We start from the raw sequence: 15368 nt of genomic DNA, 5'->3' as shown, positions 1-15368 counted from the left end.
CGAACCACGCGAGGATTCAGCTCCCCGCCCCTAATCAACTACTTGTCGTTATCGGACTTCGCACCAAGCGTCGTCTTCTGCACCTGCATGAGGAACTCGACGTTGCTCTGCGTCTCCCGGATCTTGTTGGTCAGCAGCTCAAGGCTCTGCTGCGTTTCGAGTCCGGACAGGACGCGGCGCAGCTTCCACATGATCTTGACTTCCTCGGGGGAAAGCAGGTTTTCCTCACGGCGCGTACCGGACGCGTTGACGTCCACGGCCGGGAAGATGCGCTTGTCCGCGAGCTGGCGGGACAGGCGCAGTTCCATGTTGCCGGTGCCCTTGAACTCTTCGAAAATGACCTCGTCCATCTTGGAACCGGTCTCGACGAGCGCGGTGGCCAGAATGGTCAGCGAGCCGCCGTTTTCGATGTTGCGGGCTGCACCGAAGAAGCGCTTCGGCGGGTACAGCGCGGCGGAGTCCACACCACCGGACAGGATGCGGCCGGAAGCCGGTGCTGCCAGGTTGTAGGCGCGGCCCAGTCGGGTCATCGAGTCGAGGAGCACCACAACGTCCATGCCCATTTCCACGAGGCGCTTGGCGCGTTCGATGGAAAGCTCGGCCACGGTGGTGTGGTCGTCTGCGGGACGGTCGAAGGTGGAGGCAATAACCTCGCCCTTGACGGTGCGCTGCATGTCCGTGACTTCTTCGGGGCGTTCGTCAACAAGCACCATCATGAGGTGGACCTCAGGATTGTTGGTCGTGATGGCGTTGGCGATGGACTGCAGGATGAGCGTCTTGCCGGCCTTCGGCGGCGAAACGATCAGGCCGCGCTGGCCCTTGCCGATCGGGGCCACGAGGTCGATGACGCGGGGGCCGATCTTCTTCGGGTCCGTCTCGAGGCGCAGACGCTCGGAGGGGTACAGCGGGACGAGCTTCGCGAATTCGACGCGGTCCTTGAGTTCTTCCGGCGTCTTGCCGTTCACCGAGGTGACGCGGACCAGGGCGTTGAACTTCTGGCGGGCGGACTGCTGGCTGCGGTCCTCGCCTTCGCGGGGAGCACGGATGGCACCGACGCAGGCGTCGCCCTTGCGCAGGTTGTACTTCTTGACCTGGGCGAGCGAGACGTAGACGTCGTTCGGGCCCGGCAGGTAACCGGACGTCCGGATGAACGCGTAGTTCTCGAGGACGTCGAGGATACCGGCGACCGGCAGGAGGACATCGTCCTCGGTGACCTCGACGTCGTCGACGTCGGGTCCCTGCTGACGCCCGCGGCGACGGTCGTTGCGGTCGCGGAAGCGGTCGTTGCGCGAGGAGTTGTCGCGGCTGTCCTGCTGGCCCTGGCGGTCACCACGGTCGTTGCGGTCGCGACGGTTGCGGCGGTTCCGGCGGCTTCCGCCGTCATTATCATCGCTGTCGCGGGTGTTATCGCGGGCAGTGTCGCGGGTGTTGTCGCGGTTGCCGGCGTTTTCGTCGCGGCCACCACGGCGGGTGTCGCGGCGCTGGCCGTCTTCGCTGGGCTCGCCCTGGCGCTGTTCACGCTGTTCGGTGCGCTGTTCACGCTGCTCAGTGCGCTGGTCGCGCTGTTCAGTGCGCTGCTCACGCTGCTCGGCGGCGGGCTGTTCGGCCTGGGCCTCGACGGCGTTCTGGCCAGCGGCCTCGGTGCCCTGGGCTGCAGCTTCGCCGCGGCGGCGGTTGCGGGTGCGCGGCTGCCTCGTGCGGTCGCCGGATTCCGTGCCGGAAACGGCAGAGCCGGACTCCGTGGAAACCGCGGGGGCTTCAACCGGGGCGGCGGCGGGTGCCTCAGCGGCAGGCGCCGTGACGACGCCGTCGCTGCCTGCACGGCGGCTGCGGCCGCGGCGGGCGCGGGGGCTTTCCTGGGCCGGAGCCTCCTCGGCGGCCGGCGCCTTTGCGGGCGCCGTTGCCGGGGCAGCTGCCTGGGAAACAGTGCCGTTGTCGCTCGCCTTCTCGGCAGCACGGGCCGGAGCCTTGCTTATCGGGGTGCCCGCGCGGTGGGCGGAAATGGCCGTGACCAGATCGCCCTTACGCATGCGGGAGCCGCCGGAAATGCCCAGCTGGCTGGCGAGGGCCTGGAGCTGGGCGAGCTTAAGGCCTGCAAGGCCGCTGCTCTTGGCGGGTGCTGTCGTTGATTCGGCAGCAGAAGATGTATCCACAGCCGGAGACAGCTCAGTGGTTTCGGTCACGAAGGATCCTTCCCCCTCGACGGCGTCCAGGCTAAGAGCTGGACGCGGTGATTTGATCTGGGCTGCAGTTCAGATCTGCAGCCGGGATTTCGGCCTTGCCGGATGGATTTCGGCCAGCAGGGCCGGATACTGCTTCACCATGCACGATCCGAGAAATGAGGAACGGCGGGCTGAGTTTCAGGGGGCAGAAACAATTCTGCTGATTCCTGCGTCAGACCGAAAGCAGGTGGCACCGGAAAATATTGCGCAGTGAAAGATGAGAGAGGCTACGTGGCCAACATCGCGGTCTTACAACGGTTACAAATTTACCGCCTGCGTATTTACCGCCGGTGCACTTCCACTTTAGCACCTTCAACGTCCACGGCCAGCTTCATCACGCGCCAGCCCACCTCCGGCGTGTTGCCCGCGGTGTGGATGCTGATGAAGTCCACCACTTCACGGGCTTCCGCTTCTCCGTTGGCCAGGACCAGCACGGTGGGTCCGGCGCCGGATACGACGGCGGCGTGCCCGGCCCGGCGCAGCGCGCCGATCAGCTCGGCGCTAGGCCGCATGGCCTGGGCGCGGTAGCTCTGGTGCAGGTAGTCCTCGGTGCCGGGCAGCAGGAACTCCGGGTTGGCGGTCAGGGCATGGATCAGCAGGGCGGCGCGGCCGGAGTTCATGGCCGCGGCGTGGTGGCCCACCGACGCCGGCAAGAGTGCCCGGGCGGCCTCAGTGGAGAGCTCGTAGTCCGGCACGGCAACAACCGGGATCACCGAGGCGGCCACGGAAGCGCACGTGCTGCTGTACTGGTCACTGTCCTGCCATGACAGCGCCAGTCCGCCGAAAATGGCGGGTGCCACGTTGTCCGGGTGGCCTTCCATTTCGCTCGTGAGCTGCAGGATCCAGTCCCGGCCCCGTCGGGAGTCCTCCGGGACCAAGGCATTCGCGGCACTGACGGCCGCCACCACGGCCGAGGCCGAGGAACCCAGGCCCCGCCCGTGCGGGTTGACGTTGTCCGCGGTGATCCGCAGGCCTTCGTGCCGGAATCCGAGGCGGTGCAGTGCCTCGGTGAGGGCCTTGACCACGAGGTGCGTCGCATCGCGGGGCAGGGACTCGGCGCCCTCGCCACTGAGTTCGAATTCAAGTTCGCCGCTGGCCAGGGTTTCCACGGTGAGCGTGTCATGCAGCGTGAGCGCCAGGCCGAGGCTGTCGTACCCGGGGCCCAGGTTGGCGCTGGTGGCCGGCACCCGCACGGTGACCAGCTGGCCCGCCGGAACGGCCGGGGAGCCGGCAGCTGATTCGGCCGGGACGGTGAGGGTTGTTTCCAACGTTATTTTTCTTCCAGTCCCAGTGCTGCGGCGACGGTGACTACGTCGTTGGAGACCTTGACCGGCTGCACGTCGCTGCCGTCCTCGGTGCGCAAGGCCCACTGCGGGTCCTTGAGGCCGTGACCGGTCACCGTGATCACGATCGTCTTGCCGGCCGGCACTTCCCCGGCCGCGTGCTTCTTGATCAGTCCGGCGACGCCGGCGGCGGAGCCGGGCTCCACGAAGACGCCTTCCCGGGCGGAGAGCCAGCGGTGCGCGGACAGGATTTCCTCGTCCGTGACGGCCTCGATCACGCCGCCGGATTCATCCCGGGCCGCCACCGCGGTGTCCCAGGAGGCCGGGTTGCCGATCCGGATGGCGGTGGCAATGGTGTCGGGCTCGGTGATGGGGTGGCCCGCCACGAAAGGGGCCGCCCCTGCGGCCTGGAAGCCCCACATGACCGGGGTCTTGGTGGAAACGGCGGGCAGTGACCCGGCGGTGGGCGACTCAAATGCCGCGGCGTACTCCTTGTAGCCCTTCCAGTACGCGCTGATGTTGCCAGCGTTGCCCACCGGGAGCACGTGGAAGTCCGGGGCGTCGCCGAGCGAATCCACCACTTCGAAGGCACCGGTCTTCTGGCCTTCGATCCGGGCGGGGTTGACGGAATTGACCAGGAAGACCGGGTAGGACTCGCCGAGCTTGCGGGCGATGTCGAGGCAATCATCGAAGTTGCCGTCCACCTGGAGCAGCGTGGCTCCGTGCGCGACTGCCTGGCTGAGCTTGCCCATGGAGATCTTGCCCTCGGGGACCAGCACCGCACACTGCAGCCCGGCCGCCGTCGCATAGGCCGCGGCGGATGCAGAGGTGTTGCCGGTGGAGGCGCAGACCACGGCCTTGGCGCCGGCGGCCACCGCCGCCGTCATGGCCATGGTCATGCCGCGGTCCTTGAAGGAACCGGTCGGGTTCATGCCTTCGACCTTGAGGTAGACGGTGCTGCCGGTCAGCTCGGAGAGGTGGCGGGCGTGCACGAGCGGGGTGCCGCCCTCGCCCAGGCTGATGACCTTAGTGGCTTCCGTGACAGGAAGACGATCAGCGTATTCGCGGATGACACCGCGCCATTGGTGAGCCACTTAGACTCCTTCTACCCGGAGTACGGATGTGACGGAATTGATGACGTCCAGGCGCCTGACGGCCTCGACGGTTGCTGCAAGTGCGGCTTCGCGTGCACGGTGTGTCACGATCCGCAGCTCGGCCGATTCCACGTTGGAGTCGGCATCGCGGTGGATGGTCTGCCGCATGATCTCAATGGAAACGCCGTGCTCCGCGAAGAGCTGCGCGATCCGGGCCAGGACGCCGGGCTGGTCCGCGACGTCGAGTCCGATGTAGTAGCTCGTGATGGCTGCGTCGATGGGCAGCGAGGGCACGTGCCCGGTGGTGGTTTCGGTCCTGCCGGGGCCGCCGAGGACAATGCGGCGGGCCGCGGACACGAGGTCGCCCAGCACGGCGGACGCCGTCGGGGTGCCGCCGGCACCCTGGCCGTAGAACATGAGCTCGCCGGCGTTCTCGGCCTCGATGAAGACGGCGTTGAACGCACCGCGGACGGCGGCGAGGGGGTGTTCGCGGGGCAGCAGCGTGGGATGGACGCGGACCGAGACGCCGGTTTTGCCGTCCTCGTCATCCAGTTTCTCAGCAATCGCGAGCAGCTTGATGACAAAGCCGGCCTCTTTGGCGGCGGCGATGTCCGCCGCGGTGACCGCGGTGATGCCCTCGCACGAGACGTCTTCCAGGGCGAAGCGCGTGTGGAAGGACAGGGAAGCAAGGATCGCGGCCTTGGCGGCGGCGTCGTAGCCTTCGATGTCGGCGGTGGGATCGGCTTCCGCGTAGCCAAGGCGCTGGGCCTCGGCGAGCGCATCGGCGAACTGCGCACCGGTGGAGTCCATCTGGTCGAGGATGAAGTTGGTGGTGCCGTTGACGATTCCGAGCACCCGGGTGATCCGGTCGCCGGACAGGCTGTCGCGGATGGGCCGCAGGATGGGGATGGCGCCGGCCACGGCTGCCTCGTAGGAGAGCTGCACCCCGGCCTTGTCCGCTTCCTCGTACAGCGTGGGGCCGTCCTGGGCCAGGAGCGCCTTGTTGCCGCTGACCACACTGGCACCGTGCCGCATGGCACTGAGGATCAGGGTCCTGGCCGGCTCAATCCCGCCCATGAGTTCGATGACGACGTCGGCGTCCTTGACGAGGACTTCGGCGTCGGTGGTGAACAGCTCCTGCGGCAGCGCGACGTCGCGCTCGGCATCGAGGTTGCGCACCGCGATGCCCTGCAGCTCCAGGCGGGCGCCCGTGCGCGCGGCGAGGGCCTCGGCGTCGTCAATGAGAATCCGCGCAACCTGGGCCCCAACGTTGCCACAGCCCAGCAGGGCCACTTTCAGGGTTCGCAATTCAGTCATTCAGACTCCCATGTCGCGGTTGAGCAAATCTTCTTCGGTTTCCCCGCGGACAATGAGCCGGGCAGATCCGTCGCTGATAGCGATAACGCCCGGCCGGGCCAGATAGTTGTAGTTGCTTGACAGGGCCCAGCAGTAGGCGCCGGTCCCCGGTACAGCAAGCAGATCACCGGCTGCCACGTCCTCGGGCAGATATACATCTCTAACAACTATGTCGCCGCTCTCGCAATGTTTGCCCACCACTCGGGACAGCTGCGGCGCCGCATCGGAGCTCCGCGAGGCGAGAATCGCCGAATAATCCGCGTCGTACAGCACCGGCCGGGGGTTGTCGCTCATTCCGCCGTCCACCGACACATACCGGCGGGGGTACGTAACGTCTTCTGCGGCGTCGTGGCTGGCCGAGGCGCCAACGGTGACCCCGGAGCCAGGGGAATCCACCCGGACGGTCTTAAGCGTGCCGACCTCGTACAGCGTGAAAGTGGTGCTTCCGACGATCGCGCGGCCCGGTTCGATCGAAATCCGGGGGGCGGCAATGTCCAGCGCAGCGCACTTGGAACGGACGACGGCGGCCATCGCCTGCGCGATTTCGGTGGCAGGGCGCGGGGTGTCAACGGGAGTGTAAGCGATGCCGTAGCCGCCGCCGAGGTCAAGTTCGGGCAGCACGATGGAGTACTTCGACTGCATCGCTGCCAGGAAGTCAAGCAGCCTCTCCGCGGCGAGGGCGAAGCCGTCCGGTTCGAAGATCTGGGAGCCGATGTGGCAGTGCAGGCCCAGCAGCTCGATGCTGGGGTGCCGGGTCGCCGCGGCCACGGCTTCCTCTGCGGCGGACAGTCCGGCCTGGTCAGTGGAGTCCCCGGCCATGGAGAGCCCGAATTTCTGGTCCTCGTGGGCGGTGGCGATGAATTCGTGGGTGTGGGCGTGCACTCCGGGGGTCAGCCGCAGCATGACCTTGGCGGTTTCCTCCCGGTTGGCGGCGATCGCCGCGACGCGTTCGAGCTCGTCGAGGCTGTCCACCACGATCCGGCCCAGCTGCATGTCCAGCGCCCGGTGGATTTCGCCGTCGGACTTGTTGTTCCCGTGTAGGGCGACGTCGGCGCCGGGGATGCCGGCCCGGGCGGCAACGGCGAGTTCGCCGCCGGACGCGGTGTCCAGGCGCAGCCCCTCTTCCTCGACCCACCGCACCACGGAGGTGCACAGGAAGGACTTGCCGGCATAGTAGACGTCCACTCCCCCGCAAATATCGGCGAAGGCATCGTTGAACGCGTCGCTGAACGCCCGGGCCCGGGCCCGGAAGTCGGTCTCGCTCAGCACGAACAGCGGCGTGCCGTACTGGCGCTGCAGCTCGCTGACCGTCAGCCCCTCGATGGTGAGCTCGCCGGCGTCGTTCCGCGCGACACCGCCCGCCCACAGCGGCTCGTGGAGGGCGTTGAGGTCGGCAGGGACCTCGAGCCAGTCCGGCGCGAGCGGTGACTTTCCTGATGCTTCGGTCATGGCGGTTACATCCGTTCCGGCGCCGAGACGCCCAGCAGTTCCAGGCCGTTGGCCAGCACCTGGCTGGTGGCGTCGTTGAGCCACAGCCGGGTGCGGTTGGTGTCCGTGATGGGTTCCTCGCCCTGGGGCGCCACGCGGCAGGCGTCGTACCAGCGGTGGTAGGCGCCGGCGATGACTTCGAGGTGGCGGGCCACGCGGTGCGGCTCGCGCAACTCGGCGGCCTTGGCCACCACCGAGGGGTAGCTGCCCAGGTACGAGAGCAGCTCGTTTTCGGTGGGATGCTCCAGCAGGGCGGCGTTGAAGGCGTCTTTGCCGTCCACACGGCGCTCCACGCCTGCGGCCACGGCATTGCGGGCGGCCCCGCAAGAGCGGGCGTGGGCGTACTGGACGTAGAACACCGGGTTTTCGTTGCTGTGCTTCTTCAGCAGGTCCGGGTCCAGCGTCAGCGGCGAATCGGCGGGGAACCGGGCGAGCGAGTACCGGACGGCGTCCTTGCCGAGCCAGGAGACGAGGTCCTTGAGCTCGATGATGTTGCCGGCGCGCTTGGACAGCTTGGCGCCGTTGACGGAGACCAGCTGGCCGATCAGGACCTCGATGTTCACCTCGGGGTCATCGCCCGCTGCGGCCGCGATGGCCTTGAGCCGGTTGATGTAGCCGTGGTGGTCGGCGCCGAGGAGGTAGATCTTCTCGGTGTAGCCGCGGTCCTTCTTGGACAGGTAGTAGGCGGCGTCGGCGGCGAAGTACGTGGGCTCACCGTTTGCGCGGACCATCACGCGGTCCTTGTCATCGCCGAAGTCGGTGGTGCGCAGCCAGACCGCGCCGCCGTCGTCAAAGACGTGGCCCTGTTCGCGCAGGCGGGCGACGGCGTCTTCGATCGCGCCGGCCTCGTGGAGCTCCTGCTCCGAGAAGTAGACATCAAAGTCGACGCCAAACTCGGCCAGCGTCTGCTTGATGTCGTGCATCTGCGCCTTGTATGCGGCACCCCTGATCACCGGCAGGGCCGCCACTTCGGTGAGTTCGCGGATGTCCGGGTGCTCCGTCAGCACCTCGTGGCCGAGGTCCGCGATGTACTGGCCGGGGTAGCCGCCCTCGGGCACGTCCCGGCCGTGCAGCCTGGCGAACACGGAGTTCGCGAACACGTTCATCTGGGAACCGGCGTCGTTGATGTAGTACTCGGCCGTGACGTGGGCACCGGAGGCCCGGAGGACGCGGGCGATCGCGTCGCCGAGGGCGGCCCAGCGGGTGTGGCCGATGTGCAGCGGGCCGGTGGGGTTGGCCGAGACGAACTCCATGTTGACCACGTGCCCGGCGAGCGCGGTGTTGGTGCCGTAGGCGGCACCTGCCTCGACGATCGCCTTGGCTAGGGTGCCGGCGGCAGCAGCGTCCACGGTGATGTTCAGGAAGCCGGGGCCTGCGATGTCCACCGCGGACACGCCGTCGATCGTTTTGAGCCGGGCGCCCAGGACGGACGCGAACTCCCGCGGGTTGGTGCCAGCCGTTTTGGCCAGCTGGAGGGCGACGTTGGTGGCCCAGTCCCCGTGGTCCCTGTTCTTCGGGCGCTCCACACGCACCGCATCCGGGATGTCGGCCGCGGAAAGGGCTATGTCACCGGCCTCGACGGCGTCCTTCAGGCAGGCGGATATTGCGAGGGAGAGTTCTTCTGGGGTCACACTTCTAGCCTACCGGTGGGCCCGTAGTGTGGCGGAATCTGGCGCCCGGCATGACGGCTGGGGCAGGTTCCGGGAGACTCCAAGGTCTTCAATGCCTCGCTCCGAGGGTGAACCGTTACCCTGAAACCAACGTCTACAACCGTGTCAGTGCCTCCACATTGTTCGCTGCCCGATCCCCATAAAGAATCGAGTCCCGCATGAATACCGCCTTCCGCAACCGCGTCCTCGTCGGCATTGCCGGCCTCTCCGTGGCCGGAAGTGCGGCTGGCTGTGCCCCGGCCGCGCAGGCGCCGGCCGCGCAGGCGCCGGCCGCGCAGGGCGCGCCCCCGGCGTCCCAGTCCGCTGCCGGCACCGGTTCCTACAAGGACGGCACGTACAGTGCCGACGGGAACTACACCTCCCCCAACGGCACTGAGACGGTCGGCGTGGAGCTGACGCTGGCCGGCGGTGCCGTGTCCGACGTGCAGATCACCCAGCACCCGTCGAATCCGAACACCCGGAAATTCCAGGGCGAGTTCGCGGGCGGCATCCAGGCCCAGGTGGTTGGCAAGAAGCTCGACGAGATTCAGGTTTCCAAAGTGGCCGGATCCTCGCTGACCAGCGGCGGCTTCAACCAGGCCGTGGCGAAGATCAAGTCACAGGCCCAATAGCCCGACAGGGAGAGAGGAATCGTGCCGCATCCGGGCTGGACGCACTTCGGCTTCGACGGGATCGGGACCCGCTGGGAGATTTCCACGCCGTCCCTCCTGTCCGGCGAACAGCGCCGCGGGCTGCTCGCCACGGTGGAGAAGTACGACGCCGCGTGGTCCCGGTTCAGGCCAGACTCGCTCATTGCGGACGCCGCCCGAACGCCTGGCCGTGTTGAGCTGCCCGTCGAAGCGGCCGCCTTGGGCGAGCTGTACGGCACCCTGTACCGGCTCACCGGGGGTGCAATGACCCCGCTCATCGGCGGGAGCCTGGAGCATCTGGGCTACGACGCCAACTACACCCTGCGCCCGGGCGGCGCGCCGCTTCCCGCGCCGCGCTGGGAGGATGTGCTGGACTGGCAGGGCACCGCGCTGACCACCACGGCTCCGGTTGTGATCGACGTCGGCGCGGCCGGCAAGGGGCAGCTCGCCGATCTGCTCTCCGCCCAGCTCCGGGACGGCGGCTGCGCCGAGCACTTCATCGATGCCAGCGGGGACCTGCTGAATCCGGGGCCGGACCCGGTGGTGGTTGCCCTCGAGCATCCCTACGATCCCACCCGGGCGATCGGCACCGTCCGGCTGGGGGCCGGCGCCCTCTGCGCTTCCGCCGCCAACCGGCGGGCCTGGGGCGACGGGTTCCATCATGTCCTGGACGGCACCACGGGGGCGCCGGTGCATAGCGTCGTCGCCAGCTGGGCCATGGCCGGGACCGCGATGGTGGCCGATGCGCTCGCCACCGCATTGTTTTTTGTCGACGGTCCACGGCTGGAGCAGGAGTTCGATTTCGCCTGGCTCAAGGTCTATTCGGACGGGCACGCGGAATACTCAGCTGATTTTGAAGGGGCCCTGTTTTCATGACTGCCATCACCACCACTGCTCTCGGCTCGAGGCTGGAGACGGCCTTGGGCCGGCTCACGATGTACCGGCTGGTGCTGTGGGTCCTGGCCGTCCTGGCCGGCTACAGCCTGCTGCTCAATGTGCTGGGCTGGCTGACGTTCGGGCTGCCGGAAATGCTGGCGCACCTTGCCTTGTGCCTTGGCTTGACGTACGCCTCCAACCAGGCGCTGGCCGCGCTCTTCCACATCCGGCCGCACACGGAATCCTCGCTCATCACCGGGCTGTTGCTGTATTTCCTTTTCTGGCCCAGCCAGCTGACACAGGGGCTGCAGCTGGCGGAGCTCGCCGGCGTCGCCCTGGCCTGCATCCTGGCCTCAGCCTCGAAGTATGCACTGGCCTGGCGCGGCCGCCACATCTTCAATCCTGCCGCGGCGGGCGCATTCCTCGCCGGGCTGACCGGGCTGAACATTGCCACCTGGTGGGCGGCGACTCCGGCGATGCTCTGGCTTGTGCTGCCTGGGGTATTGCTGGTCCTCTACCGGACCCGGAAGTTCGCCATGGCTGCCGTCTTCACCGTGGTCGCCGTGTCCATCGTCGCCACGGAACTGCTCCGGGCCGGGATGGAGCTTCCCGAGGCCCTCTGGCAGCCGATCGCGCAGCGTCCTGTGCTGTTCTTCGTCGGGTTCATGCTCACCGAACCCCTTACGTTGCCCCCGCGACGCTGGCAGCAAATGGCGCTGGCCGCCGTCGTCGGGGTGCTGTTCGCGGTCCCCTACAACCTGGGGTTTGTGGCCAACTCCCCCGAGCTGGCGCTGCTCGTGGGCAACGTGCTCGCCTTCGCTGTTGGACAGCGCGGCGGTGTCCGGCTGCGATTCGTCGCCAGCCGTCCGCTGACGCCCACGACGACGGAATTCAGCTTCCGCCCGGAGCGTCCGGTGCGCTTCATTCCCGGACAGTCCCTGGAGCTGCACCTTCCTCCCGACACCGCCGGCACTCGCAAAGGTGATGGCAAGGGGATCCGGCGGGTATTCAGCCTGACCGGCGCGCCCGGTGCATCTCTGCTGACGATCGGGGTGGGGACGGCGGAGCCTGTGTCGTCAGCCAAGCGCTCGCTGCTGGCCCTTTCCCCCGGCGACGGGCTCACCGCGACCACGGTAGACGGCGACTTCCTCCTGCCCCGGGACCCGGCCGCCCCCGTGCTGCTCATCGCGGCCGGAATCGGCATCACCCCCTACATGGCCCAGCTGGCCGCGGCGGCAACGGCGGCCGGAACCTCTGCCGGGAGCCGCGACATTGTCCTCCTGTACCTGGCAAAGAATGCCGCCGAACTGGGCTACGCCGAAGAACTGCAGCGCTCCGGGGCCCGCATCCTGGCCCGGCTTGCCGACGGTACGGCGCCGCCGGCCTTCATGGAGGACGCAGGCTCCAGAAGGATCGACGCGCCGGCCCTCAGGGAACTGGTCCCCGACATCGGCGGCCGGGAAGTCTTCGTCTCCGGCTCGCCCGCCAGCGTGCGTTCGCTGCGGGCCGCGGCACGTGGCGCGGGTGCCCGCCGGGTCCATGTGGATACATTCACCGGCTACTGAATGGGCGGGCCATTCGCGGGACTTGCCTGCCGATTTTCCGTTGGAGGCCAACTTCCTGCTAAGCTCTAGGACGTCCCGCCGGTAACGGCAGGATCCCTGGATGCCCTCGTAGCTCAGGGGATAGAGCGTCTGCCTCCGGAGCAGAAGGTCGTTGGTTCGATTCCAATCGAGGGCACAAAATATTGGCTTTGCCAACAAACCCCCCGCTGTTTCACTGAAACGGCGGGGTTTTTTGTGCTCTGAATCCCGCCGAACGAACGCGAAAATCAGCGGCTTGCCCCTGCCCATTGTCGGTGCCCCCTCGTAGGCTGTTTCCATCGGTAGCGGGCTACCCTGCCTGCCCCGAATCGTGAAGGGGGTCTCGCATGTTCTTTCCAACTCCGTACTGTTCCATCGTTCCGCCCTATTTGCTCCGCCGCTTGGCCGCACAGCGCAAGCCGGAGCTCTTCAGGGCTGCCCGCGCGGCAAAGGCAACCCTGCAGCACGTCCCGAGCTTCCAGGCCTCCCGCGCAGTGCCCGGGCCCGGCAGATATCCGGGCATACAGGAACTCAAGCCGTCCACACCGGAACGGACGGTCTACGACGCCAAGTCCGCCGAGCAGCTGCCCGGCAGCGTTGTCCGCAAAGAAGGCGAACCGCCAACCGGCGATCCCGCCGCCGATGAGGCCTATGACGGGCTGGGGCACACGCACCGCCTCTACGCGGAAGCCTTCGGACGAAATTCGATTGACGGCCAAGGTCTCCACCTTGATGCCACGGTCCACTACGGCCGCCTGTACGACAACGCGTTCTGGGACGGCCAGCAAATGGTCTTCGGCGACGGTGACGGCCAGGTCTTCGAGCGGTTCACGAAATCCCTGAGCGTAATCGGCCACGAGCTCACCCACGGCGTGACCCAGTACTCCGCCGGGCTGGTCTACCGCAACCAGGCCGGCGCGCTGAACGAATCGATGTCCGATGTCTTCGGAGCCCTAGTTGAGCAGTATGTCCGCAAGCAGTCGACGGCGGAGGCCAGCTGGCTGATCGGCGAAGGCCTCTTCACGGATCAAGTGCAGGGGGCCGCTTTGCGTTCCATGAAGGCTCCTGGAACGGCCTACGACGACGACGTGCTGGGCAAGGACCCGCAGCCGGACTCGATGGACGGCTACGTACGCACGAGTGCGGACAACGGCGGCGTGCACATCAACTCCGGAATCCCCAACCGCGCGTTCTGTCTGGTTGCCACGGCCCTCGGCGACAATGCCTGGGACGCGCCGGGACGGATCTGGTACGAGACGTTGACGGGCGGCACGCTGTCCCCCACCGCCACGTTCGGCGCCTTCGCCAAGGCCACTGCCTCCTCTGCCCGGGAGCTTTTCGGGGAGGATTCCAAGGAACATGACGCCGTGCGCTCCGCGTGGGAAACTGTGAAAGTAAAGCTCCCGGGAGCCCGACGATAAGCCGAGCCCCTGCAGATCGAGTCTGATTGAGATCCGAGTCCCATGAAGATAACTGTCCAGCGCAGTGGCGGCGTGGCCGGAATGAAAAGGACGTGGACCGTCCGGCCCGAGCCGCCGGAGGACACCGACCGGTGGCAGCCGCTGATCGAGGCCTGCCCCTGGGACGACGTTGCTGGGATCAGCGGGACAACCGGCCAGCCGGACCGGTTCATGTACAGCATCCGGGCCGATCAACGCCGGGCGGTCCTGCCGGAGCGTGCGCTGACGGGCCCGTGGCGCGACCTTGTCGAATGCGCCCGGGCCGCGGCCGAGGAGGCGGCGCCGCCGGGCTTTGGCTAGCCGCGGCCTTTTACGCCGTGGCCTTTTGCGCCGTGGCCTCTTATGTCCCTGCCCTTATGCCGTGGCCAGGTGCCCCCGGAACGTGCGCCGGTAGGACTGCGGGCTAGTGTCCAGCGCCTTGGCAAAGTGGTGCCGCAACAGGACCGAATGCCCGAAGCCGGACTCCCTCGCGATCTCGTCGATATTGAGCTCCGTACTCTCCAGCAGCTCCTGGGCCCGCAACACCCGCTGGGAATTGAGCCAGGCTGCCGGGGTGGCCCCCGTTTCCGCGCGGAAGCGCCGCGCAAACGTTCGCGGCGACATATGGACACGTGCCGCCAGTTCGTTGACCGCGTGTTCCGCGTCCAGGTGCCGAACCATCCACTGCAGCAGCTGCTCCATGGGCTCCGAGCCGCACTGCGGAATGGGCCGGTCGATGTATTGGGCCTGGCCGCCGTCCCGGTGCGGCGGGACCACCATGTCCCGGGCGATGGCGGCGGCCACCTTGGCGCCGAACTCAACACGGATCAGGTGCAGGCAGGCATCGATCCCCGCGGCCGTGCCGGCACTGGTGATGATCCGCCCGTCCTCGACATAGAGGACATTTTCATCCACCAGGACAGCCGGGTAGCGGCTGGCGAGTTCCTGGGAGTAATGCCAGTGCGTAGTGCAGCGCCGGCCATCGAGCAGGCCCGCCCGGGCCAGGGCGAAGGCGCCGGAACAAATGGACATCACCCACGCACCGCGGGCGTGGGCGGCCCGCAGCGCCTCCAGGACGGATTCGGGAACGTCCTCGTCCCGGCCGTACGGGGCCATCACCACCAGGTCCGCGTCCGCGGCCGCTTCCAGCCCGAGCCCGACGTGCATGGACAGACCGGACTTGAGCGGGACGTCGCCCGGCTCCGGGGCGCAGACGCGGAAATCGAAGGCGGGCACGCCGTTCCCACGGTCCGAGCGGTCTACGCCAAAGACCTCGAAGGCGGTCGCGAACTCGAAGATCGAGAAGTTGGGAACCACGATCATTGCCACTGATTTGATCATCCTTCCATTGTGGCAGAAATTATAGCTTTTTGGTCATTTCTGCCACTTTTTTTAGTTCGGGGACAGGAGAACCATGGAGGTATGGAACTCCTCGGAATCGCCGTCATCATCCTCATCATCGCCGGCCTCGCAGCCACCATCTCCGCCCTGCGGAAGGACGGCCTCGGCCACACCCCGCCCGTCCGCTCGGAAGAGTACTGGATGGCCCGGGACCTGCCGAGCGTCAACTACACCCTGCGGATTTTCTAAGTCCGCGCACACACCACGGGCCCGGCTCATCCAGCCGGGCCCTCAACATGCGCCGGGGCTGAATAGCAGGACTGAGCAGCCTGACTGAACCGCAGGACCGAACAGCAGGACCACACAGCCGCCGTCGCCACGCCAGCG

General features: G+C 67.3%; 13 protein-coding genes and 1 tRNA gene. 7 read left to right on the top strand and 7 right to left on the bottom strand.

What is annotated here, in order from left to right; all coding sequences use genetic code 11:
• Positions 1-38: 38 nt before the first annotated feature.
• The 6 genes from rho to argS all read right to left on the bottom strand — a co-directional run bounded on the left by rho (position 39) and on the right by argS (position 9074).
• Entirely contained in the window at positions 39-2183 is a 2145-nt protein-coding gene (rho, locus tag BLS42_RS11830) for a transcription termination factor Rho (RefSeq protein WP_090581370.1), read from the bottom strand.
• A 320-nt stretch (positions 2184-2503) separates the two neighbouring features.
• Positions 2504-3490 (bottom strand): homoserine kinase, encoded by a 987-nt coding sequence (gene thrB, locus BLS42_RS11825; protein ID WP_090581367.1) that lies wholly within the window; start codon positions 3488-3490, stop codon positions 2504-2506.
• Positions 3491-3492: 2 nt separating this feature from the next.
• Positions 3493-4599 carry a threonine synthase gene (gene thrC, locus BLS42_RS11820; protein WP_028276075.1) on the bottom strand — a complete coding sequence of 369 codons (1107 nt, stop codon included), beginning with the start codon at positions 4597-4599 and terminating at the stop codon, positions 3493-3495.
• Complete coding sequence (locus BLS42_RS11815) at positions 4600-5916, bottom strand: homoserine dehydrogenase (RefSeq protein WP_090581364.1); 1317 nt, start codon at positions 5914-5916, stop codon at positions 4600-4602.
• Entirely contained in the window at positions 5917-7404 is a 1488-nt protein-coding gene (gene lysA / locus BLS42_RS11810; protein ID WP_090581361.1) for a diaminopimelate decarboxylase, read from the bottom strand.
• 5 nt (positions 7405-7409) lie between these two features.
• Positions 7410-9074: an arginine--tRNA ligase gene (gene argS, locus BLS42_RS11805; protein ID WP_090581358.1), complete on the bottom strand. Its 1665-nt coding sequence runs from the start codon at positions 9072-9074 to the stop codon at positions 7410-7412.
• A gap of 197 nt (positions 9075-9271) precedes the next feature.
• Between argS and BLS42_RS11800 the strand changes: the two genes are divergently transcribed.
• From BLS42_RS11800 to BLS42_RS11775, 6 genes are all read left to right on the top strand, one after another.
• Positions 9272-9724, top strand: a complete 453-nt coding sequence (locus BLS42_RS11800) for an FMN-binding protein (protein WP_090581356.1) — start codon at positions 9272-9274, stop codon at positions 9722-9724.
• 21 nt (positions 9725-9745) lie between these two features.
• Positions 9746-10618, top strand: coding sequence for an FAD:protein FMN transferase (locus BLS42_RS11795; protein WP_090581353.1), 873 nt, complete (start codon positions 9746-9748; stop codon positions 10616-10618).
• The gene (locus BLS42_RS11790; protein ID WP_090581350.1) at positions 10615-12183 is read left to right on the top strand and encodes an FAD-dependent oxidoreductase; all 1569 of its coding nucleotides are present in this window, start codon (positions 10615-10617) and stop codon (positions 12181-12183) included. The genes BLS42_RS11795 and BLS42_RS11790 overlap by 4 nt, the downstream gene beginning before the upstream one ends.
• 102 nt (positions 12184-12285) lie before the next feature.
• Positions 12286-12358: transfer RNA gene (locus BLS42_RS11785), tRNA-Arg, on the top strand.
• Positions 12359-12548: 190 nt separating this feature from the next.
• Positions 12549-13622 carry a M4 family metallopeptidase gene (locus BLS42_RS11780; protein WP_090581348.1) on the top strand — a complete coding sequence of 358 codons (1074 nt, stop codon included), beginning with the start codon at positions 12549-12551 and terminating at the stop codon, positions 13620-13622.
• A 42-nt stretch (positions 13623-13664) separates the two neighbouring features.
• Positions 13665-13961, top strand: a complete 297-nt coding sequence (locus BLS42_RS11775; RefSeq protein ID WP_090581345.1) for a protealysin inhibitor emfourin — start codon at positions 13665-13667, stop codon at positions 13959-13961.
• A 54-nt stretch (positions 13962-14015) separates the two neighbouring features.
• Here the strand turns inward: BLS42_RS11775 and BLS42_RS11770 are convergent, their stop codons facing one another.
• Positions 14016-14981 carry a GlxA family transcriptional regulator gene (locus BLS42_RS11770; protein ID WP_090581342.1) on the bottom strand — a complete coding sequence of 322 codons (966 nt, stop codon included), beginning with the start codon at positions 14979-14981 and terminating at the stop codon, positions 14016-14018.
• A gap of 81 nt (positions 14982-15062) precedes the next feature.
• Here BLS42_RS11770 and BLS42_RS20235 point away from each other — a divergent pair, with 81 nt between their 5' ends.
• Complete coding sequence (locus BLS42_RS20235) at positions 15063-15230, top strand: hypothetical protein (protein ID WP_175558492.1); 168 nt, start codon at positions 15063-15065, stop codon at positions 15228-15230.
• The last annotated feature ends 138 nt before the right edge of the window (positions 15231-15368 follow it).

This window comes from Arthrobacter sp. ov407 (genome assembly GCF_900102895.1).
Lineage (GTDB): Bacteria > Actinomycetota > Actinomycetes > Actinomycetales > Micrococcaceae > Arthrobacter.
Note: the sequence above shows the minus strand (reverse complement) of the source record. Positions and strands in the feature narration are given on the sequence as shown.

What these genes read in the sequence shown, in the direction of transcription:
- BLS42_RS11815 (WP_090581364.1), bottom strand. Translation starts at nt 5,916, where the DNA reads ATGACTGAATTGCGAACCCTGAAAGTGGCCCTGCTGGGCTGTGGCAAC.
- lysA (WP_090581361.1), bottom strand. Translation starts at nt 7,404, where the DNA reads ATGACCGAAGCATCAGGAAAGTCACCGCTCGCGCCGGACTGGCTCGAG.
- BLS42_RS11800 (WP_090581356.1), top strand. Translation starts at nt 9,272, where the DNA reads ATGAATACCGCCTTCCGCAACCGCGTCCTCGTCGGCATTGCCGGCCTC.
- BLS42_RS11790 (WP_090581350.1), top strand. Translation starts at nt 10,615, where the DNA reads ATGACTGCCATCACCACCACTGCTCTCGGCTCGAGGCTGGAGACGGCC.
- BLS42_RS11780 (WP_090581348.1), top strand. Translation starts at nt 12,549, where the DNA reads ATGTTCTTTCCAACTCCGTACTGTTCCATCGTTCCGCCCTATTTGCTC.
- BLS42_RS11775 (WP_090581345.1), top strand. Translation starts at nt 13,665, where the DNA reads ATGAAGATAACTGTCCAGCGCAGTGGCGGCGTGGCCGGAATGAAAAGG.
- BLS42_RS11770 (WP_090581342.1), bottom strand. Translation starts at nt 14,981, where the DNA reads ATGATCAAATCAGTGGCAATGATCGTGGTTCCCAACTTCTCGATCTTC.
- BLS42_RS20235 (WP_175558492.1), top strand. Translation starts at nt 15,063, where the DNA reads ATGGAACTCCTCGGAATCGCCGTCATCATCCTCATCATCGCCGGCCTC.